Source organism: Hydrocarboniphaga sp. FW305-C-57 (assembly GCF_058783045.1).
Genome location: NZ_JBYSYG010000014.1, coordinates 73,604 through 91,799 on the forward strand (window position 1 = coordinate 73,604; position 18,196 = coordinate 91,799).

Annotated in this window: 20 protein-coding genes; 14 read left to right on the forward strand and 6 right to left on the reverse strand. The window is 61.8% G+C overall.

Annotated elements, in window-relative coordinates; translation table 11 throughout:
* Positions 1-10 precede the first annotated feature (10 nt).
* Genes AC3WUM_RS21795 through virB11 form a run of 6 tightly spaced genes read left to right on the forward strand, consistent with a single transcriptional unit; the run spans position 11 to position 5,106 of the window.
* The gene (locus tag AC3WUM_RS21795) at positions 11-448 is read left to right on the forward strand and encodes a hypothetical protein (RefSeq protein WP_492412983.1); all 438 of its coding nucleotides are present in this window, start codon (positions 11-13) and stop codon (positions 446-448) included.
* A complete protein-coding gene (locus AC3WUM_RS21800; RefSeq protein WP_492412985.1) occupies positions 445-1,398 on the forward strand; it encodes a TrbL/VirB6 family protein in 954 nt (317 codons plus the stop codon). Before AC3WUM_RS21795 ends, AC3WUM_RS21800 begins: the two co-directional genes overlap by 4 nt.
* Positions 1,388-2,110, forward strand: a complete 723-nt coding sequence (locus AC3WUM_RS21805) for a VirB8 family type IV secretion system protein (protein WP_492412987.1) — start codon at positions 1,388-1,390, stop codon at positions 2,108-2,110. The genes AC3WUM_RS21800 and AC3WUM_RS21805 overlap by 11 nt, the downstream gene beginning before the upstream one ends.
* Positions 2,107-2,916, forward strand: a complete 810-nt coding sequence (virB9, locus tag AC3WUM_RS21810) for a P-type conjugative transfer protein VirB9 (protein ID WP_492412989.1) — start codon at positions 2,107-2,109, stop codon at positions 2,914-2,916. Before AC3WUM_RS21805 ends, virB9 begins: the two co-directional genes overlap by 4 nt.
* The gene (locus AC3WUM_RS21815) at positions 2,906-4,093 is read left to right on the forward strand and encodes a TrbI/VirB10 family protein (RefSeq protein ID WP_492412991.1); all 1,188 of its coding nucleotides are present in this window, start codon (positions 2,906-2,908) and stop codon (positions 4,091-4,093) included. Before virB9 ends, AC3WUM_RS21815 begins: the two co-directional genes overlap by 11 nt.
* The gene (gene virB11, locus AC3WUM_RS21820) at positions 4,090-5,106 is read left to right on the forward strand and encodes a P-type DNA transfer ATPase VirB11 (protein ID WP_492412993.1); all 1,017 of its coding nucleotides are present in this window, start codon (positions 4,090-4,092) and stop codon (positions 5,104-5,106) included. Before AC3WUM_RS21815 ends, virB11 begins: the two co-directional genes overlap by 4 nt.
* A gap of 406 nt (positions 5,107-5,512) precedes the next feature.
* Here the strand turns inward: virB11 and AC3WUM_RS21825 are convergent, their stop codons facing one another.
* Both AC3WUM_RS21825 and AC3WUM_RS21830 read right to left on the reverse strand, forming a co-directional pair.
* A complete protein-coding gene (locus AC3WUM_RS21825; protein WP_492412995.1) occupies positions 5,513-6,400 on the reverse strand; it encodes an ImmA/IrrE family metallo-endopeptidase in 888 nt (295 codons plus the stop codon).
* Between the two features lie 3 nt (positions 6,401-6,403).
* Positions 6,404-6,751, reverse strand: a complete 348-nt coding sequence (locus tag AC3WUM_RS21830; RefSeq protein WP_492412997.1) for a helix-turn-helix domain-containing protein — start codon at positions 6,749-6,751, stop codon at positions 6,404-6,406.
* Between the two features lie 102 nt (positions 6,752-6,853).
* On the opposite strand from AC3WUM_RS21830, the gene AC3WUM_RS21835 reads away from it, so the two are divergent.
* The 4 genes from AC3WUM_RS21835 to AC3WUM_RS21850 are packed head-to-tail and all read left to right on the forward strand — an operon-like array spanning position 6,854 to position 10,002.
* Positions 6,854-7,819, forward strand: a complete 966-nt coding sequence (locus tag AC3WUM_RS21835) for a CBASS oligonucleotide cyclase (RefSeq protein ID WP_492412998.1) — start codon at positions 6,854-6,856, stop codon at positions 7,817-7,819.
* A 10-nt stretch (positions 7,820-7,829) separates the two neighbouring features.
* The gene (locus AC3WUM_RS21840) at positions 7,830-8,342 is read left to right on the forward strand and encodes an HORMA-1 domain-containing protein (protein ID WP_492413000.1); all 513 of its coding nucleotides are present in this window, start codon (positions 7,830-7,832) and stop codon (positions 8,340-8,342) included.
* Positions 8,342-9,277 carry an AAA family ATPase gene (locus tag AC3WUM_RS21845; protein ID WP_492413001.1) on the forward strand — a complete coding sequence of 312 codons (936 nt, stop codon included), beginning with the start codon at positions 8,342-8,344 and terminating at the stop codon, positions 9,275-9,277. The genes AC3WUM_RS21840 and AC3WUM_RS21845 overlap by 1 nt, the downstream gene beginning before the upstream one ends.
* Positions 9,274-10,002, forward strand: a complete 729-nt coding sequence (locus tag AC3WUM_RS21850; protein ID WP_492413003.1) for a DUF6602 domain-containing protein — start codon at positions 9,274-9,276, stop codon at positions 10,000-10,002. Before AC3WUM_RS21845 ends, AC3WUM_RS21850 begins: the two co-directional genes overlap by 4 nt.
* 296 nt (positions 10,003-10,298) lie before the next feature.
* Here AC3WUM_RS21850 and AC3WUM_RS21855 read toward each other — a convergent pair whose 3' ends face one another.
* The 4 genes from AC3WUM_RS21855 to AC3WUM_RS21870 form a co-directional block, all read right to left on the reverse strand.
* Positions 10,299-12,554, reverse strand: coding sequence for an NACHT domain-containing protein (locus AC3WUM_RS21855; protein ID WP_492413005.1), 2,256 nt, complete (start codon positions 12,552-12,554; stop codon positions 10,299-10,301).
* 6 nt (positions 12,555-12,560) lie between these two features.
* The gene (locus AC3WUM_RS21860) at positions 12,561-13,271 is read right to left on the reverse strand and encodes a hypothetical protein (RefSeq protein ID WP_492413007.1); all 711 of its coding nucleotides are present in this window, start codon (positions 13,269-13,271) and stop codon (positions 12,561-12,563) included.
* A gap of 267 nt (positions 13,272-13,538) precedes the next feature.
* Positions 13,539-14,042 (reverse strand): RadC family protein, encoded by a 504-nt coding sequence (radC, locus tag AC3WUM_RS21865; RefSeq protein ID WP_492413009.1) that lies wholly within the window; start codon positions 14,040-14,042, stop codon positions 13,539-13,541.
* A gap of 438 nt (positions 14,043-14,480) precedes the next feature.
* Positions 14,481-14,723, reverse strand: a complete 243-nt coding sequence (locus AC3WUM_RS21870; RefSeq protein ID WP_492413011.1) for a hypothetical protein — start codon at positions 14,721-14,723, stop codon at positions 14,481-14,483.
* A 738-nt stretch (positions 14,724-15,461) separates the two neighbouring features.
* On the opposite strand from AC3WUM_RS21870, the gene AC3WUM_RS21875 reads away from it, so the two are divergent.
* The 4 genes from AC3WUM_RS21875 (at position 15,462) to AC3WUM_RS21890 (ending at position 18,162) form a co-directional block, all read left to right on the forward strand.
* Positions 15,462-15,737 (forward strand): hypothetical protein, encoded by a 276-nt coding sequence (locus tag AC3WUM_RS21875; protein WP_492413013.1) that lies wholly within the window; start codon positions 15,462-15,464, stop codon positions 15,735-15,737.
* Positions 15,738-15,749: 12 nt separating this feature from the next.
* Positions 15,750-17,471 (forward strand): type IV secretory system conjugative DNA transfer family protein, encoded by a 1,722-nt coding sequence (locus tag AC3WUM_RS21880; protein ID WP_492413015.1) that lies wholly within the window; start codon positions 15,750-15,752, stop codon positions 17,469-17,471.
* Between the two features lie 62 nt (positions 17,472-17,533).
* The gene (locus AC3WUM_RS21885) at positions 17,534-17,869 is read left to right on the forward strand and encodes a type II toxin-antitoxin system RelE/ParE family toxin (protein ID WP_492413017.1); all 336 of its coding nucleotides are present in this window, start codon (positions 17,534-17,536) and stop codon (positions 17,867-17,869) included.
* Complete coding sequence (locus AC3WUM_RS21890; RefSeq protein ID WP_492413019.1) at positions 17,866-18,162, forward strand: helix-turn-helix domain-containing protein; 297 nt, start codon at positions 17,866-17,868, stop codon at positions 18,160-18,162. Before AC3WUM_RS21885 ends, AC3WUM_RS21890 begins: the two co-directional genes overlap by 4 nt.
* Positions 18,163-18,196: the final 34 nt, after the last annotated feature.

Sequence of the window (18,196 nt, forward strand, 5' to 3'; positions counted from 1 at the left end):
GAGAACGCTCATGGCCAGGATGCCTTTCAATGTCACGGCCACGCTGGCCGCGATGCTCGTCGCGGCCTGCAACCGCGACGCGCCGCCGGACAAGCTCAAGCAGGCCTACGAGGCCGGCGAGCAGCAATCGCAGCAGCAGGCCGCGACCGACCCGGCCCGCCAGCCGCATCCCGGCGACCGCAACCCGCTGCGCCGCAAGCTCGGCGACCTGCAAATCCGCGAGCTGTTCTTCGGCCCCGACCAGACGCAAGGCGACTGGGTGGCCTGGCTGCCGTGCTCGCAGGCGCATGCGGGACTTCCCGTTGCCGAAGGCCATCGCGCCTATCTCAAGCGCTGCGACGCGCTGCGCGACGAACTGCTCGAACGCGCGCAGGGCGCCGGGTTTGCCGATGCCACGGCGGATGACGTGCTCGATCCGCGCCTGAGCGGCGCGCGCAAGGAATCATGAGCACCATTTTCACCGGCTTTCTCGACAGCGTTGATCTGGCCGTCAACGGCTTCATCATCGACGGCTATGCGCGCATGCGCGATGCCTTCGAGATGCCACTGCGGCTGAGCCTGACGATCTTCGTCGCGATCTATGGCGTGCTGCTGCTCGCGGGGCGTCTGGAGATGTCGTTCCGCGATGCGATCGGCAAGCTTGCGGTGGTGTTGTTCGTGTATGTGCTGGCAACCAACGCGGACTTCTACACGACGTACCTCGTGCGCCTGCTGGTGGACAGCCCGGCGAGCATCGCCGACGTGCTCGTCGGTGGCTCCGGCGGACAGGATTCGGCGATGGACCGCTTCTACAGCACCGGCATGGATGCCGGCAGCAAGCTGTGGAATCGCGGCAACCTCTACACGCTGAGCCCGCTGTTCGCGGCCATCACCGTCTACGCGATCACGGTCGGCGTCGCCGCCTACGCCGCCTTCCTGCTGGCGCTCGCCAAGATCGCACTGGCGGTGCTGCTGATCCTGACACCGCTGTTCGCGCTGTTCTACCTGTTCGGGCCGACGCGCAAGCTGTTCGACGGCTGGCTCGGCCAGATGATCCATTACGCGATGGTGCCCATCCTGGTCTACGGCGTGCTCGCGCTGATCCTCGCCATTGCGCATGCGCAGCTGCAGGCCATCGACGCGAACGCCGAGACGGCCACGTTCCCGCAAGTCCTCGGCCTGGCACTGGCCGGCGTGGTCGCGATCCTGCTGCTGATCCAGATTCCCTTCGTCGCCGCCGGCATTGCCGGTGGCGTCGCGCTGACGATGATGGGCGCCTTCCGCGACGCGCTGTACCGCAGCGGCTCGCTGGCCTCGGCGACCGGCGTGGCCGCCGACCGGCGGCGCCGGCTGTGGGCACGCTACTTCAGCCGCAAGCCACGAGCGGCACCGGCACCGGGAGGCGGCCGTGCGGGCTGAAGCTTCCAGCGCCGAGCGTGCCGTCCGCGCCGTGCCACCCGACATGGCCGAGTATCTCGCGGCGGCGGAAGGCTTCTACGAGGAAGGCTACCGCCGCATCCGCGCCTCGCGCGACCGTGCCTGGATCGTCGCAGCGAGCGCCAGTCTGCTGGCAGCGCTGGCGCTGCTCGCCGTGGTGCTGCTAACGCCGCTCAAGCGCGTCGAGCTGGTGCCCGTCGTCGTGGACCGCAGCACCGGCGAAGCCCAGGTCGTCCAGCCGCTCGCGAAGGGCACGATCAGCGAGCAGGAAGCGGTGCGCAAAGCCGATCTCGCGGCCTATGTCATCGCCCGCGAGTCTTTCGAGCGCGCGCTGGTGAACCACTATTACGCGACGGTGCAGACCCGCTCCACGGAAGCGGTGCTGAAACCCTACGCCGCGCGGCTCCAGCCCGATGCGCCCGACTCGCTCTACCGGCAATACACCGGCGCAACGCGCGAAATCGAGGTCCGCAGCGTGGTGCTGCTTGGCAGCGCGCTCGGGCAGGTGCGCTTCCGCGCCACGGTGGCGAAGCCGACCGGTGCGCCGGAACACCAGGACTACATCGCCAGCGTCGGCTTCCAGTACGTCACCGACAAGCTCAGCTTCACACAGCGGCTGCGCAACCCGCTGGGCTTCGTCGTGACCTCGTACCGGGTCGATCAGGAATCACCGCCCAAGGAAGGCACGCCATGAAAACGTCCCTCATCCTCGCGCTGCTGCTGCTGCCGCTCGCGGCCGCGGCGGCGCAGCTCCCCGAATCCGGTCCCGAAGATCCCCGCATCCGCACGGTGGTCTACAACCCGAGCGAGGTCGTCGTCATCAAGGGGCATTACGGTTTCCAGCAGATGATCCAGCTCGCCGACGGCGAGAAGGTCGAGTCGCTGTCCATCGGCGACTCGCTGGCCTGGCAGGTGGCGCCGAACAAGGCCGGCAACCTGCTGTTCCTCAAGCCGGTGGAGCCGAAGGCGCACACCAATCTGTCGGTCGTCACCAACCGGCGCAGCTACGCCTTCGAGCTGATCGCCGTGAACCTCATCGCGCAGATCGCGCAGATGAACTACATCGTCCGCTTCCGCTATCCGCAGGACGAGGAAGCGAGGGTGCAGGCCGAACTGGCCGCGCAGCAGCACGATCAGCAGCAGGAAGTGGTGCCGCAGCGGCGCATCGATCCCGCGGCCTGGAATCTCGACTACACCTTCCAGGGCAAGACCGAACTGGCACCGCTGCACGTCTTCGACGACGGCACGTTCACGTACTTCCAGTTCCGCGACAAACAGGACGTGCCGGCGATCTTCCTGGTCACCGATGGCAAGAACGAGTCGCTGCTGAATTACCACGTCTCCGGCCAATACGTCGTCGTCGAGCGCATCGGCAGGCAGTTCACGCTGCGCGGACGCGAAGGCGAGGTCTGCGTCTACAACGAAACGGCGTACCGGGCGAAGCCCGTGACGACGGCCGACGCCGCGCCGCCGGCCAAGGAGCCGGGCCGTGACGACTGAACCCGACGATCCGCGCCCCGGTGAAGCTGAAGGCCGCGATCCGTCCGAAGACGCGACGCGCCGCCACGGACTGAGCCCGGTCGTCGAAGGCCGCGACCGCGGCCGTCTGCCAATGATCGCGGGCTTTCTCGCGATCATGCTCGTGGTGGGCTTTCTGTTCGTGACCAGCGGGAAGAACAGTGAGCCCGCGCAGGCGGCGAAACTGCCGCCGGCCATCGCCGCCTCGCCGGGGCTGCCCGCGGCAGCGCCGGCTCCTCCACCCTTGCCCCCGGCGCCGCCGGAAGCCGTGCCGGCCGGTTTCCCGCCGCCGCCCGTGCCGGGCCAGGTGCAGGACGCGGACGGCGCCACGGCGAGGGATGACGCACGGCGCCACGCCCCCATGCTGATCTATGACGTTTCGGGCGGCAGCGCAGCGCCAGCTGCCGCCAGGCCATCCCCCGAAGACGAGCAGGCCGCGCTCACGGCGCAGCTCCTGCGCGGCAGCCTGATGAACCCGGCTGCCGTCGGCCAGGACGAGGCCAAAGCCGGTTCACCGTCCGAAGGCTACGCGGACCGCACGCTGGCGTTTGCGAAATCCACGGCCGAGCAGTCCGTGACCGAAGCGACCGCACGCCGCATCTCGCTCGACGACCGCATTGCGCAGGGCAAAATGCTGGCGGCCACGCTGGAAACGGCAGTCAGCTCGGACCTGCCCGGCAAGCTGCGCGCGATCGTCAGCCGCGACGTATGGAGCGAGGACGGCTCACGCCGTCTGATCCGGCGCGGCTCGCGCTTGATCGGCGAGTACCGCTCCGGCCTCGCACGCGGGCAGACGCGCGTGTTCGTGATCTGGACGCGCCTGCTGCAGCCGGATGGCACTGACATCGCCATCGGCTCGCCCGGCGCGGATGATCTCGGCCGCGCCGGCCTCACCGGCACCATCGACCGACATTTCGCGGAACGCTTCGGCGCCGCCGTGCTGCTGTCGCTGATCGGCTCGACGACGACGGCGAGCCAGGGCGGCAGCACCGTGATCGTCGATACCTCGCAAGGCTTCTCGCAAGTCGCGCAGGAATCACTGCAGGACAGCGTGAACATTCCGCCGACGATCACCATCAACCAGGGCGCGCCGGTGCAGGTCTTTGTCGCCCGCGATCTGGTCTTCGGCCGTGCGGCGGCCACCGTCGCAGCGCCATGACGGCAACGCTCGCGCGGCTCGACACCGGCGGCGCGGCGCTGCGCACCTTCCTCGGTCCGCTGGCGCCGCTGCTCGCGCGGCCGGAAATCACCGAGGTCTCCATCAACCGGCCCGGCGAAGCCTTCATCGATGACGCCGGTCGCATGCGGTGCTTCGCGTTGCCCGAGCTGACCGTCGAGCACCTGCTGCGGCTGGCCTCACTGATCGCCTACGAGACGCACCAGATCGTCAACGAGGAACGCCCGCTGCTGTCGGCCTGGCTGTCGACCGGGCAGCGTGTGCAGGTCGTGCTGCCACCGGCCTGCGAGGCCGGAACCGTCGTGATGTCGTTCCGCCGGCAGGCCGAGCGCGAGTTCTCGCTGGACGATTACGAGGCGGCGGGCATGTTCGAGCGCGTCGAGGTCGTGCAGGACGGTGCGCTGAGCCCGGAAGATCGCCAGCTGCGCGCACTGCTGGAGGCTGGCCGTCTAAAGAATTTTCTCCGTGAGGCCGTGCGTCATCGCCGCAACATCGTCGTCTCCGGCTCCACCAGCAGCGGCAAGACCACCTTCCTCAACACGCTGCTGCGCGAAGTCCCCGACGATGAGCGCATCCTGACCATTGAGGACGTGCGCGAACTGCGTCCGAAAGTCCCGAACTGCGCGCACCTGCTCGCCAGCAAGGGCGGCCAAGGCGTCGCACGGGTCACGATCCAGGAACTGCTGGAAGCCTGCCTACGGCTGCGGCCAGACCGCATCATTCTCGGCGAGCTGCGCGGCGGCGAAGCATCGAGCTTCCTGCACGCCATCAACAGCGGCCATCCCGGCTCACTGACCAGCGTGCACGCCGACTCGCCGGCACTGGCCTTCGAGCGTCTGGCACTGATGGTAATGCAAGGCAATGTGTCATTGACGCGAGAACAAATCCTCGCGTACCTGCGCGGCGTGGTCGATGTCGTCGTACAGGTGCGAAAAAGCAAGGATCGGCGCGTTGTATCAGCCGTCTATTTCAAGCACGCTGCGTTACGCCTGTAGATAATGTTGTGAATGGTTGCGGAACCCTTGTTGCAGATTGTGGCCATGCTGGCATTGGCGTCCGGACAGCTGCCACTTACGTCAAGCACTTTTAAGCTGGTTGACTCTCAAGGGGCCGTTCAAAGCCTCAATGAATGATTCAGATGTGCCAATAGCGGTCCTTGGCGGCCGCCCGCTATCAGAAGCCTGTTCGACGGAACGAGCCTCGATCTCCATTCAGCGATTTGCCACTGGGATGGACTCGCGAGTAAGCAGGTCAATCACCTGTCTGCCATGCTCGCACATAACCGACTCAACCTCTGGAAACAATCCGTGGTTGGACAACCTTTATGAGGTCGAGCCGATCATCATCTAGGGACAGGTGAGTCTAGGCGAACGACCGTGTGTCACAAGCGCCCGCTGGGCGCTAGTTCTTGAATCTCGGAGTCCATTGCTCATCGAGATCGTCTTCGTCGTCGCCTTCGTCGGCGAAGGCCTCCTGGCCAATCTCGCGCGAGGAGAGCACCGTGAGCGTCTTGCCGTAGCGGCCGAGTCCGATCACTTCTTCCCTGACGATGCTTGAGCGCTTGCCCCCGAGCCAGTCGAGAACATCGATCTCGTCCTCGTCGCGCTCTGCTCGGGCTACTCTGTTCCCGTCGGCATTGAATCGTGCGGTCACGGTGTTCGTCGGCACGGGCGAGCCACGCTTCAGCCAGATTAGGTCCGGCAGCGACTTCATGGCTTCGGAGAGGATGCAGTAGTCAATCGTACGTCCCGTGCTCAGGATGATCGCAACCGCGTCGTCCGTTAGTTCTGCATAGCGAATCGCGGTCGAGGTCAGTGATGTCTTGCATGACTCGCGTATGGATTCGATGTCGGCGAGACCGAGGCCCGCCCGGCCCATGAGCTCCTTAAAGGGCTTCGCCGGCATCAAGAGGCCGACCGCGAAATTGTCCGCCTCCTGTTCGTAGGGATCGCCAGACGAAAAGCCAGCGTGCGATGCATGTATGCCTTCGTTCGGCAGCACGTGATCGATGTGACCATCGAGGAAATAGTGACCCAGTTCGTGGGCCACACTAAACCGCTGGAATCCCTCGTTGGGAATGTCCGAGGCGTAGAGGATGCCGAAGGCGTTCCCGTGCCGCAGCAGCATGCCGGACACGCCCACCTCGGTATCTGGCTTCGCCTGCACCACGATGTCGTGCTTTTGGGCGATCGCGAACGGATCAACCGGTAGGTCTGCGATCTTCTGTTCAGAATAGACGGCCTCACCGCGCTGTTTTGCAAGTTTGAGGCGCAGCAGTAGGCTCGTCATCGATCACTTCCCTTGCTTGTTTCGTTCGGCGAGCATCTTCAAGAAGTCCTTAGCTAGTTCGCGATCGTTACCCGTTAGTTTGCTGACGTCGCGGAAAAGCGGGTCAGCGGCCTGTGCCAGCGTGGGATCGTCGGCCCTACCCAGCAGGTAGTCGGTCGTCACTTCGAGTGCGTTCGCGAGACGCCTGAGCGTATCGAACGACGGCTTGCGCGAGCCGGATTCGAAATGGGCAATCGAGCTGGGGGGCATGCTCGCCTTTTCGGCCAGTTCGCCCTGGTTCCACTTGCGTAACTCTCGGGCGGCCCTCAGTCGCTCCTGGAAGAGGTCGGAGGGGGCACGTTCATTGGCCATGTCTAGTTCGCCATAAAAAAGTTGACTTCTTTTACAGAATCAGCATAAATAAGCCATGAAGTATATGTCGAATTCGACATGCGCTCCCTAGGAAAGTAATCGATGAGCCGAGAACACGTTAGTCATGCCGAAATCGCGCGCTTCGCTCGGGACAGGGTCAACCTGCCCAAGGATAGGGCAGACGAATTCCGTGCCCAAGCAAAGCGCCTGCGCGATCGTCTGGAAACCTACCTGGGCGAGCACCCGGACTTCACGCTGAAGAAGATGCTTCTTGCCGGCAGCCTCGCCAAGGGCACGGCGTTGCGTTCCCTGAACGACATTGACGTAGCCTGCTACATCAGTGGCGCCGAGGCACCGCACGATGTGTCGGCGCTCCTGGAGTATCTGGCGGAGCGGCTGCGCAAGGCGTTCCCCAACTTCTCGGCGGACCAAGTGAAGCCGCAGACCTACAGCGTGACGGTGTCTTTTAAGGGCACCGGACTGGATGTCGACGTGGTGCCGATCCTCTACGACGGCGACCCCAATTGGTACGGGAACCTCGTCAGCCAAGACGATGGTTCGTTCCTCACGACCAATATCCCTCAGCACCTTGAGTTCATCCGCAAGCGCAAGCGTGCGCAGCCTGACCACTTTTCGCAGGTGGTCCGGCTGGTGAAGTTCTGGGCGGCGCGCATGAAAGGGGCCGATGACAATTTCAGGTTCAAGTCGTTCATGATTGAGCTGCTTCTTGCGAAGCTTGCCGACGATGGTCTGTCATTCTCTGACTACCCGGAGGCGCTGCAGCATTTCTTCACCTACCTCGGCCGCACCGACCTGCGGGAGAAGGTGTTCTTCACTGACAACTACCCGGCTTCGGCGATCGGCGCCTTCAACCAGCGCGTGCAGATCATCGACCCGGTGAATGCTGTGAACAACGTTAGCCGACTCTACACAGACGCGAACGCCTCGGCGATCTATGAGGCCGCGATCGACGCCGGAGACGCCATCGACTCGGCACTCTCGGCACCGACCAAGCAGGAGACCGTCTATTACTGGCAGAAGGTCTTCGGTTCGGCCTTCCAGGGATAAGGGAGGAACCATGTCCAGCTACACCATCACCGAATCCGCGACATTCACGGTCACGCACGCACGGCATATGGCGGCAAAGGTCTCCGCTGATCTCAAGCGCATGCAGCGCTTCTACGGCTATCCCAGCGATAGCGACATCGCTGACTATGAAAGCGAGGCCATCGAGCTGCTGAAGGCGGGGTATTTCGGAGCGCTCACGGTGGGCTTCTTGCGTGACGGACAGTGGATTGAGCCGACGCTGCGTTACACGGCGCGTGACCTCGCAGGCATGGCCGCGAGTGACGACGACCCGGGCCGGGTGCTTCCGGGCCGCGATATCTCGGGCGCGACCTTCCACAACTACATGACGTATTCAGCGGCGTGGAACGCGTTATCTGAGAGCCAGAAGGACGCCTTCAAACGCCGGATGCCTTTCTATCGCACAGGAATGGCCCAGCCGACGGTGAACGGCTATTTGATAGACGACAAGACCTACTCGGCTGGCGGCCGCGCACTGAGCCGCGCGAGCGTGAGGGCCTATTGATGCAAACCAAACCCTCACTCGATGAGTTGTTCGAGCGTCGCCTGACGTTTCCGGATTTCGAGCCGCAGGAGCGGCTTGCGCGACTGGTCGGCCTTGACGACCACAAAGAGCGCCTGAGCAAGATCCTCGGTCTGCTGGTGAACCCTGCGGGCCTCGAGGTCTGGGCCCAGAAGCATCACCCCAATGCGAAGGCGCTACTGAAGCATGTGCTTCGTCGTCCGCCGCTCGTGGTGCTGGCGGGCGATGTTGGTTCCGGCAAGACCGAGTTAGCCGAGACTATCGGTGATGCCGTCGCGCGACAGGAAAAGATCGAGATCACGCTGTACCCGCTGAGCCTCTCGAGTCGCGGCCAGGGGCGGGTCGGGGAAATGACGCAGCTCCTGTCGGCCGCTTTCGACTATACGGTCGAGGCAGCAACCAAGCTGAAGGGAGCGACCGGCCGTTCGCGCGGGGCCATCATTCTCCTTGTCGACGAAGCTGACGCACTTGCTCAGTCGCGTGAATCGGCGCAGATGCATCACGAGGATCGTGCCGGCGTCAACGCCTTCATCCGCGGCATCGACCGCTTGGCGAACGGCCAGCTTCCAGCGGCCGTGATCATGTGCACGAACCGTCTGAGTGCGCTTGACCCGGCTGTCAAACGGCGGGCCGCCGAAATCCTGGCGTTCGAGCGGCCGAACAACAAGCAGCGTCACGCGGTGCTTGTCGGAGCGCTGCAAGCGCTTGGCCTGAGCTCGACGCACATTGAGCAACTGGTCACCGCAACCGGAAAAGGGAATGGGCAATATGGGTTCACGTTCTCTGACCTAACGCAGCGCCTGCTTCCCGCCATCGTTCTCGATGCGTACCCGTCGAGCGGCGTTGAGGCCGCCCGCGCGCTCGAAATCGCGAGGCAGATGCAGCCGACGCCGCCCTTCGAGGAGAAAAAATCATGAGCAGTTGGTCACTGCCAACTTTGCTGAAAAGTTTGCACGACGACATTCAGCACCGTTTGCAGACCACGAGGAAGTCGTTCGGGCATCCTGACGCCAAAGGCGACGCGAGCGAGGCGGTTTGGCTCGAGCTTCTGAAGACCTACTTGCCTGAGCGCTACCGCGCCGACAAGGCTTATGTGGTGGACAGTATGGGCGCCTTCAGCGACCAGATCGATGTCGTGGTCTACGACCGGCAGTATTCGCCGTTTATCTTCCACTACCAAGGCGAAACGATCGTGCCCGCCGAAAGCGTTTACGCGATCTTTGAGGCGAAGCAAACGATCAACGCGAACCATGTGGCCTACGCGCGCAAGAAGGTCGCGTCGGTCCGCACACTCCATCGCACGAGCTTGCCTATCCCCTACGCTATGGGAACGTACCCGCCCAAGCCCTTGATCCCAATCCTGGGCGGCATCCTGACGTTCGAGAGCGACTGGTCACCCTGTTGCGGCGATCCGCTTTGGAAGGCGCTTGGAGACGGCAGCGTCGAAGAAGATCGGCTGAACATCGGTTGCGTGGCGTCGCACGGCCACTTCGTGTGGGATAAGGATGCCGATAAGTACGAGTTCACCAAGGAAGGCAAGCCGGCGACCGCGTTTCTGTTCAAGCTGATCTCGATGCTGCAGTTCAGCGGCACGGTGCCGATGATCGACGTGAACGCCTATGCGGAGTGGCTGCCGAAGTAGCCGACATGACACGGAGGACAAAGGTAGATCGTCACGTGAAAAACATCATCTTCGCCTGCGTACATAACGCGAGCCGCTCTCAGATTTTCGGCCGCAATATTCAATGACTCGCCGATCCACAGATGCTATCGCCTTTTCGGCTGACATCCATCCCGACTATCGAAGGCCCTTTGCCGAGGGATAGACCTTGTAGAGGAACGAGGAATTACATGCTCGCGAGTGAGTGTGGCGCATTTCCGCAATACGCACACGACATACTATCCCGCGCTAGCGCGCCCCCAAAGCCTCACCAGCAACTAGTCGACCTTCACTTCCTCGAAGAATTTTTCGAGGTCGTTTCCGCAATGATTCAGTGCGTTTTGGATATTCTCCATATGGACGCTCAACTTGAATCGCCGTTGCACGCCACCTCCCCGGTACGGAACCTCTTCCATCACACCATTCACCAGCAGCTGCGGCAACAGGTTGTCGAAGAATTCATTTGAGCGAGCACCCAGTCGCACTTTCATTGTTCCCTCGTTGATCTGGGTCGAGCGCAGGAATATTCGGAGCGCTCGGTGTACGAGTTCGACCTCGTCACCCTCAGTGCGGGATGTAACCGACTGCAATGGCAGAGGCTGCTGATGCTCCTCGTGAATGGCAAACCCGATGTCCTGTAGCGCCTTGGTAATTTCCGCGGGACTGAACAGCTGTCGGTCTTCTTCGAGCAACACCACATTCGGAACTTGGCATCCCACCATCGTCGCCGACTGGATTTCGGAAGCGATCTCCAGACGCTCAAACTCACAGCGGACAAAGCTGCAATTCTGGAGACCCGAACCGGCGGTGCTCGTAGGCTGGAAGTAGCACTCCTCGAAGGAAACATTCTGCAATTGGCGAGACGCCAACGCCGATGTAACCATGGTCATTTCAGTGACGGTGACGTGCTGTAGTTTATGCGCGGAGATCAGGTACATAGCAATCGCGCCAGCGTTTTCACGTACATAGGACAGTGGCAGATCGCTCGAGGCCAGCTTTTGAACGAGCTGTAGTACTGCCCCGACGTCGCCTTTGTTCCGAGCTACAAGTAGGCAGGCTTGTTCCACCGTGATTGCCGAAAGCGTGCCAGCCTTCAAGATCGAATGGACGTCGATCGAGCGCAGACGAACCAAGGCACTGCCCAGACTTTCGCCCAGGTAAAATTTCCTGAAGTCCTCGTGATCGAAGGCGTATTGTCCGCGCAGCGATTGACTAACCGTGATCAGCGCGTGCTGCTTGAGGCGCTCCTTCACCTGCCGAGTAACGACGGCTCCCCGGCGGTCACAAAATATCTCGCTCACAACATCCAGCACATCAGCACGAAGAGATTCCACGCCCGAGTTCCACATCTCTGCCGATACCATCGATAGCAACTCATGATGATCTTCCACTGAAAGTAGCGGCTTGAATGGCTCTCCAGACTTGTCTGTCCATTTCTCCTTGGCCTCTCGCTCCACAATGGTGGTGACGAACGCGTAGAAATAGTCCTGTGGTGAGTTGCCTAGCCGTTGAATTAAGTGGTCGACGCTCTCTGCCTGAATTGCTTCTTCAATCAGTCGAGAAGCTAGAACAGCGCGGGTGAGTAGCGGGTGATCCTCACCTAAACGCTGGGCCAGGGCATCGTAAAGAGAACTTGAGTCCGAAATGCCCCAACTGTTCGCCAATTCAAGAAACTGCTTTCTACCCCAGCGGTCGAGGGAAATGCGACTGAACGCAACCTCGATCTTGCCAATTGAATCGAATAGTTTGGCCTGGGTCCTGAAGCTTTGATATTCAAAATACGCCTTGCGGGCAGCGATTACGATACTGCCTTCCGACTCCAGCGCATTTAGCATCGATCCGAGTGCTGAAACTGCCTCACCGGAGGCAGTTTCAATAAACATTTCTTCAAATCCGTCGAAAGCAGGGACAAGGACCCCCAAGCGAACAAGCTCGATGAATGCGTCATAGTAATAAAACGGGAAACGATATTTGTTGACCAGAGCAGCGACCACCACGTCGTCGAAATGCAGGAAAGCTTTTCCGCCGAGGGGAATTGGGACCAACAGCCAGTCCGTGGTCTTGTCTTTGAATGCTTTGGCTTGCGCGAGGGCCAGGCAATTGATAGTTGTTGTTTTTCCTTCCCCGGCATCGGATGTCAGATAGGTCGCTGAAGTGAATCCCGCCAGCCGATTGTTCAGCGCAGAGCGCAGTTCATCGACCACATTTCCGCATGCCTTCTCTTCGACTGATTGGGACCGCTCGATTTGATCAAGTACCTTGCCGGCTGGGGCAACGAATGTGCTCGGCACTTCAACACCGTTCGCGATTTTCTCCGCCAGTATTGGCAATCTGGCAATTCTCGATACCACCCATCTTCCCGCAGGAAGCCGATCTCCATTTTCGGTGACAAATAACTCGCCGCCCCGTTCGGAAAGTTCAGCTTCAATTACCTCGTCCCGAACTTGGACATATAGGTGCCCCCTTGAGAGGTCGATATCCGTCGGGGTATCGGCAAATGCGCGCAGTATTCTCGAAAACGTCTGAATGTTCATGGACCCTCAGAAACTTAGCGCGACGTATGTAGCGCGTGACGGGACAGCGTATCTATTTTTTCGAATTCCATAGTTTGGCTTCGGGTGGACATGCAGAACCGATGTCCCGAAGGCAAGAGCGTTCACGATGCCTGGCCAAATGTCATAGTCCGCAGAAACCACCGCTATCGCAGGATCCGCCGCTTGCGTAGCCAGATAGGCGATGTCGGAGACGATCATCGTATCGACCAGCTTCTGCTCTTCCTTTTTAAGGATATCGGCCGGAGTTACTAGGCAACCTGAGCTGTTGCACTGCTCTGAATTGATGAAAGTCGCGATTTGACTAATTGGACAGGCGGTCACGACCGAACATTTTCGGTACGGCGCCGCCTCGCACGTAAGCCGGGGCGCCTGCCCTCTTGGCCTGAAAGTATGGGTTAGGTCGCTTCGGGGATTCGCGAACAGAGCGCGAGCGAATTCGACCTGAACTACCCCCGGTTGCCCGTTGATGTTTGCTGTGGAGGGGTAGGCAGTGATATCGGCGCCCAATCTCTGGGCGGACCGCGAGAGTTTTGTTTCCTCAAACCACCCACCATAAAGCCGAAAGGCAAGGCGCGTGATAGCGGAGGGCAGCTGCGGAGAAATTATCGCTGTGATCTTCGAAATGACGTGACTGAGCCCTACCCGTCGATCTTGGTCGTGGACATTGTCGTAATCCACAAGAATATTGAAATTCATTTGCCGACGACCACCTTAGCCCTTTTTCCTGGCGTCATGTGCGTGATATCTATCGTCACGCCCCCAAGTGCGCTTTGACAGTCCCCTAATATCTCTGACCACAGTATCTCAGACAACAGAGTCTTTAAGAAAAGGGGCTGATCTCCGAAATGGCGAACCGTCTGGGGCTGGTTCGAATCGCTGATTTGAAGTTCCCAAGTCAAAGCATAAACCCTGGCACTGTCGCGCCCTGGTCCGCCAAGGAATATTGGGGTCCAAGGCCTCCCGTTACAGCAATCCTTTCTCAGCAAACGATGTTACCTCGCTCCCCGCGATGACGAGATGATCCAGCACCCGCACGTCCACCAGCGCCAACGCCTGCTTGAGCCGGTCGGTCAGGGCGCGGTCCGCCGCACTCGGCTCGGGATGTCCGGATGGATGGTTATGAGCCAGGATCACAGCCGCCGCGTTGCGCGCCAGCGCTTCCTTCACGACTTCGCGCGGATATACCGACGCCCCGTCGATCGTTCCGCGGAACATTTCCAGCGCCTCAATCAGTCGATGCTGGCTGTCGAGCATTACCAGGACGAACACCTCGTGCTCGCGGTCGCCGAGCTTCACGGTGAGAAACTCCCGTGCGACCTGTGGGGAGCTGAAAGCAGTTCCGCGCTTCACGCGCCTGGCGATCACCTTGCGGGCTGCGTGCAGCACTTCTTCGGGCGAAGCCGGACGATAGTCCCCAAGAACATCGCGAACGAGAAGCCCAACGGATTCGGTGGAAATGTGCGACATGGTCGTACTCCAGTCTGATCGGGCGGAATTGCCCTGGACCGGAGGGGTCACGCCGCAGCGCAGCCGTCACAGACTGGCCGCAGGCCACTCGGCGAGTAGAGGAGCGAAGCGAGCAACGGAGCGTCTTGACGGCGAGAACGACGTGGTACGGTAATAGAACAGGCAAGACCGCCACCGCCGCGCAGCGGCTCCACCACGGCCGCCGCAGGCATCGGCGGCCGGCGGCAGTGAGCGGAGCGCACGAGGACGCGGCGCGAAGCCTGCGCAGCGACGACCCGCAGGGCGGTTCGCTCTCCGCCTGGCGCGCTTAGGTTCAAACGGCTCATGGCCGTTTGAACCTGCGCCCCGAACTCACCCGCGGAGCGACCTTTGAGCCGCGGCTTTTATTTGCGCCAACAGAAGAAGGCCCCCTTGCGGGGGCCTCAGTGCATCGCAGATTTATTCGCTGCGCTCGGTCTCGTTTCGCGCCGTGCGGGTGCGGAGCTGGTAGACGTGTCCGGGAACCAGGACCGCACCGACGTTGGTGCGAAGGTTCACCGAACCGTCCTGGTTTTCCCATCCGACCGCGACTTCGGTCCAGAACGCCTTGTCGTCGGCGCCGCGTTCCTCGATGTGGAACAGCGCATGGGTCGGAGCCTTGGATTCCTTCGGGGCTTCCTGCTTGCGGGTTTGCTTGGTCATGGTGTTTCTCCGGTTATGCGCAACGTGCGCGAACCTCCCTGGAAGGGTGGAATGAGCGGCGGCTGCAAGGGTGAGCACGCAGTTCGTCGGACCTGTCCGTCGAGACGGCGCGCGCAATCGAAGGACTTGCCCTTGCGGACGACGCGACACCCTTCAAGGTTCGTCATGAGCACGTCGGTAACCGGATGTCATGACCAACCCGTGGAAACCACGAACTAGGCTCCGATCCACCAGACCACGTGGCAATCGCGCCGACATCGTTCTGATTGGTCGGATGGGACTGACGGCTCCACGCGCCCACGTCATGATCCGGCTGGACACGTCCGGCATCCGCAGCGGAACACGAGCGCAGTTTCTGCGGTGCACGGACCCGCAAGGGCTGCGCAGCGCGTAAATGAAATCAGCATCCATCGCCTGCCTCTTTTCACTCCTGAGAATCGTGTGCCGAAGGCCACTCATCGTCAAACGGCAATGCAAACCTACAAGCGGGATGTTTCGTGATGCCGATTGGGTGCCGCGTAAACGCACCAAGCAACACGGTGCTGACTCGGTGAAACCCGCAAGGCAGCATTGCAATCGCTCTCGATAGAAACGGAGTCATGCGAACGCCGAGAGGACTCTGTCGCGTTGACGTTCCAAAGGAAAAATAATTATTTGTTGCCACTGGCGCAGCCATGCGTAACTGTGTGCCCATTGAACAAAGGAGCGGCGTCCACGGGGAGGAACGCCGACAGCGACATGACGGAACACAGCAGCTCGCCGCAGCCAGCCGCGGCATCGCGCACATCCGATTCCGCCGTACTCGATGTGCAAGGCCTTGCCAGCCTGACCCAGATTCCGAAGGCAACGATCCTCACGCTGCGCAGTCGCTCGCCGGAGCGACTGCCACCGCCGTTCCGCCTGCGCCCCCTGCGCTGGCGCACGCAGACGGTCGTGCACTGGATGGAAAAGCAGGAACAGAGCGAACTCGAACGAATCGCCCGCGTCGCGAATGGATCGAGGGCGCGTGGTTGAAGCGCATGAGCCGTGCGCTATTCCTGGAAGGATTTGATCCCGGCACTGCTGTTGCTGATCGCCGCACCCTGGCTCGCGGGCATGTTCTTCGCCGCCTTCGTCGGCGCGAGGAACTACATGCCGGGCTACCTCGAATACCTGCAGATGTGGCGCACGTATTCACCGTCACCACACTACCGGTCGTTGTTGCAGTTGGCCGCCGGACTGCCCGTCGTGCTGGGCGCCATGTTCGCGTTGCTGCCTGTTCTGGCTCGTCGGCCGGCGCTGTTCGGGGATGCGCACTTCGCCGATGAAAGCGAAGTGCGGGCCGCGGGCCTGCGCGCAAGAAGTGGCGTCGTCCTCGGCCGGCTGCGCGGGCGCCTGCTGCGAGCGCGGGGCCAACTCGGCGTGCTGCTGTTCGCACCGCCGCGCTCGGGCAAGGGCGTGGGTTTCGTGATTCCGAACCTGCTGACCTGGCACGGCTCGGCCATCGTCAACGACCTGAAGCTGGAGAACTTCGAGAAGACTTCCGGCGCGCGCGAAGCGATGGGCCAGCAGATCGTCCTGTTCGCCCCGCTGGACACCGAGGGGCGAACCCACGCCTACAACCCGCTGGATTTCGTCTCGACCGACCGCAACCTGCGCGTCAATGACGTGCAGGCGATCACGGCCAAGCTCGTGACCACGCCGCCACGCGCCGATCCGATGTGGACCAACGAGGCGCGAGTGCTGCTCGACGGCCTGATCCTGTTTCTGCTCGACGTGAATCGGCGGGCCTCGCTCGGGGCGGTCTACCGCGCCGTGCTGTCCACGCCGAACTTCGCCGACTACCTCACCTGGGCGATGAAGGAGTACGAAGGCAAGCTCGATCCGGTGGCGGTGATGCAGTTCAACGGCTTCCTCGGCAAGGCATTCAAGGAGCAGTCCGGCGTGCTGTCGTCGCTCAAGGCCGCGCTGTCGCTGTTCGCCAATCCGCTGGTGGATCGCGCCACGTCCAGCACCGATTTCGACCCGCGCGAGCTGCGCCGCCGGCCGATGACGATCTATCTGGGCGTCATGCCGCGCGACATCGCGCGCCTGTCACCGCTGCTCAACATCTTCGTGCAGCAGACCTTCGACGGTCTGCTCGGGCGGCTGCCGGGCAAGGACGAGCCGCACCAGGTGCTGGCCCTGCTCGACGAATTTACCGCCCTGGGGCGGCTGGAGAACGTCGAGAGGGGCATCGCCTATTTCGCCGGCTACAACATCATCCTGGCGCCGGTGATCCAGGACCTGTCGCAGCTCGAAGAGGTGTATGGGCAGGCGGTTACCGAAACTTTCCTCTCCACCGCCAACATCCGCATCGCCTATGCGCAGAACAGCCTCAAGACGGCGAAGTACCTGTCCGAGGAAATGGGATTCCGCACCATCACGACCAAGAGCCGGTCCAGGCACGTCAACGACCCCTGGCACGGGCACGTATCGGAATCGCAGACGCGGCGCGAACTGATGCTGCCGCACGAAATCCGCGAACTGGACCGGCGCAGGGAACTCCTGCTGGTCGAAGCGGCGCCGCCAGTCAAGGCGGACAAGATCAGGTACTACGACGACCGTGCGTTCACCAGGCTGCTGCGGCCCGCGCCGGCGCGCCCGAAGCTGCACAACGCAATCGTCGAGCCGCCCCAGATGCCGGGGGCGGGGCCTGCGCTCACGAACGAAGAAATCGACGAAGTCCTCGGCGCAGTCAGGACAGCCCCCCATCAGCAGTCGGATTAGAGACTGATCCGCTCCCGCGATCCCACTTGCTGAGACTATAACCCAATGGGTTATAATCAGGCATGCAGACTGTCGTCGAAACGTCCGCCTTCATCCGCCGGGCCGAGAAGCTCCTGAGCGAAAGCGAGCATACCGACCTGATTTCGTATCTGGCGAATCATCCCGATGCCGGCGACGAGATCGTCGGCACCGGCGGCGTTCGCAAGGTCCGGTTCGCGGCGATGGGCAAAGGCAAGTCCGGCGGCGTCCGCGTGATCTACTATTTTTACGATCAGGGCGCACCGATCTATGCCTTGCTGATCTACGGCAAGAACGAACGGGCGGACCTGTCGGCGGAGCAACGCAAAGCGGTGGCGGATTTCGCGACTGCGATCAAGGCAACGAGGAAACGGAAATGAGCAAGCTGGGACAAGAACTGGTGGAGTCGATGGCGGAGGCGGTTGCGCATGCCCAGGGCAAGCCGACGGGCAGCCGCGTTCACAAGGTCGCGCTCAAGCCGGACGACATTCAGAGGGCTCGCAAGCAACTGGGCCTGTCGCAGGATCAGTTCGCCGATGCCTTCGGCGTCAGCGCCTCGACGCTTCGGAAGTGGGAACAGGGCCAGCGCGCACCGACGGGCGCCGCCAAGACCTTGCTGAAGATCATCGAGCGTGAGCCCAAGGCCGTCGTACGCGCGCTCAAAACGGCTTGAGTCGAACCTGCACCGTTTTCGGCATCCAGCTGAA

Coding starts and splice junctions, on each gene's coding strand:
- AC3WUM_RS21795 (WP_492412983.1), top strand. CDS start 11: ATGGCCAGGATGCCTTTCAATGTCACGGCCACGCTGGCCGCGATGCTC.
- AC3WUM_RS21855 (WP_492413005.1), bottom strand. CDS start 12,554: ATGAACATTCAGACGTTTTCGAGAATACTGCGCGCATTTGCCGATACC.
- AC3WUM_RS21860 (WP_492413007.1), bottom strand. CDS start 13,271: ATGAATTTCAATATTCTTGTGGATTACGACAATGTCCACGACCAAGAT.
- AC3WUM_RS21825 (WP_492412995.1), bottom strand. CDS start 6,400: ATGACGAGCCTACTGCTGCGCCTCAAACTTGCAAAACAGCGCGGTGAG.
- AC3WUM_RS21830 (WP_492412997.1), bottom strand. CDS start 6,751: ATGGCCAATGAACGTGCCCCCTCCGACCTCTTCCAGGAGCGACTGAGG.
- AC3WUM_RS21850 (WP_492413003.1), top strand. CDS start 9,274: ATGAGCAGTTGGTCACTGCCAACTTTGCTGAAAAGTTTGCACGACGAC.
- virB11 (WP_492412993.1), top strand. CDS start 4,090: ATGACGGCAACGCTCGCGCGGCTCGACACCGGCGGCGCGGCGCTGCGC.
- AC3WUM_RS21885 (WP_492413017.1), top strand. CDS start 17,534: ATGCAGACTGTCGTCGAAACGTCCGCCTTCATCCGCCGGGCCGAGAAG.
- AC3WUM_RS21875 (WP_492413013.1), top strand. CDS start 15,462: ATGACGGAACACAGCAGCTCGCCGCAGCCAGCCGCGGCATCGCGCACA.
- AC3WUM_RS21890 (WP_492413019.1), top strand. CDS start 17,866: ATGAGCAAGCTGGGACAAGAACTGGTGGAGTCGATGGCGGAGGCGGTT.
- AC3WUM_RS21835 (WP_492412998.1), top strand. CDS start 6,854: ATGAGCCGAGAACACGTTAGTCATGCCGAAATCGCGCGCTTCGCTCGG.
- virB9 (WP_492412989.1), top strand. CDS start 2,107: ATGAAAACGTCCCTCATCCTCGCGCTGCTGCTGCTGCCGCTCGCGGCC.
- AC3WUM_RS21870 (WP_492413011.1), bottom strand. CDS start 14,723: ATGACCAAGCAAACCCGCAAGCAGGAAGCCCCGAAGGAATCCAAGGCT.
- AC3WUM_RS21845 (WP_492413001.1), top strand. CDS start 8,342: ATGCAAACCAAACCCTCACTCGATGAGTTGTTCGAGCGTCGCCTGACG.
- radC (WP_492413009.1), bottom strand. CDS start 14,042: ATGTCGCACATTTCCACCGAATCCGTTGGGCTTCTCGTTCGCGATGTT.
- AC3WUM_RS21800 (WP_492412985.1), top strand. CDS start 445: ATGAGCACCATTTTCACCGGCTTTCTCGACAGCGTTGATCTGGCCGTC.
- AC3WUM_RS21840 (WP_492413000.1), top strand. CDS start 7,830: ATGTCCAGCTACACCATCACCGAATCCGCGACATTCACGGTCACGCAC.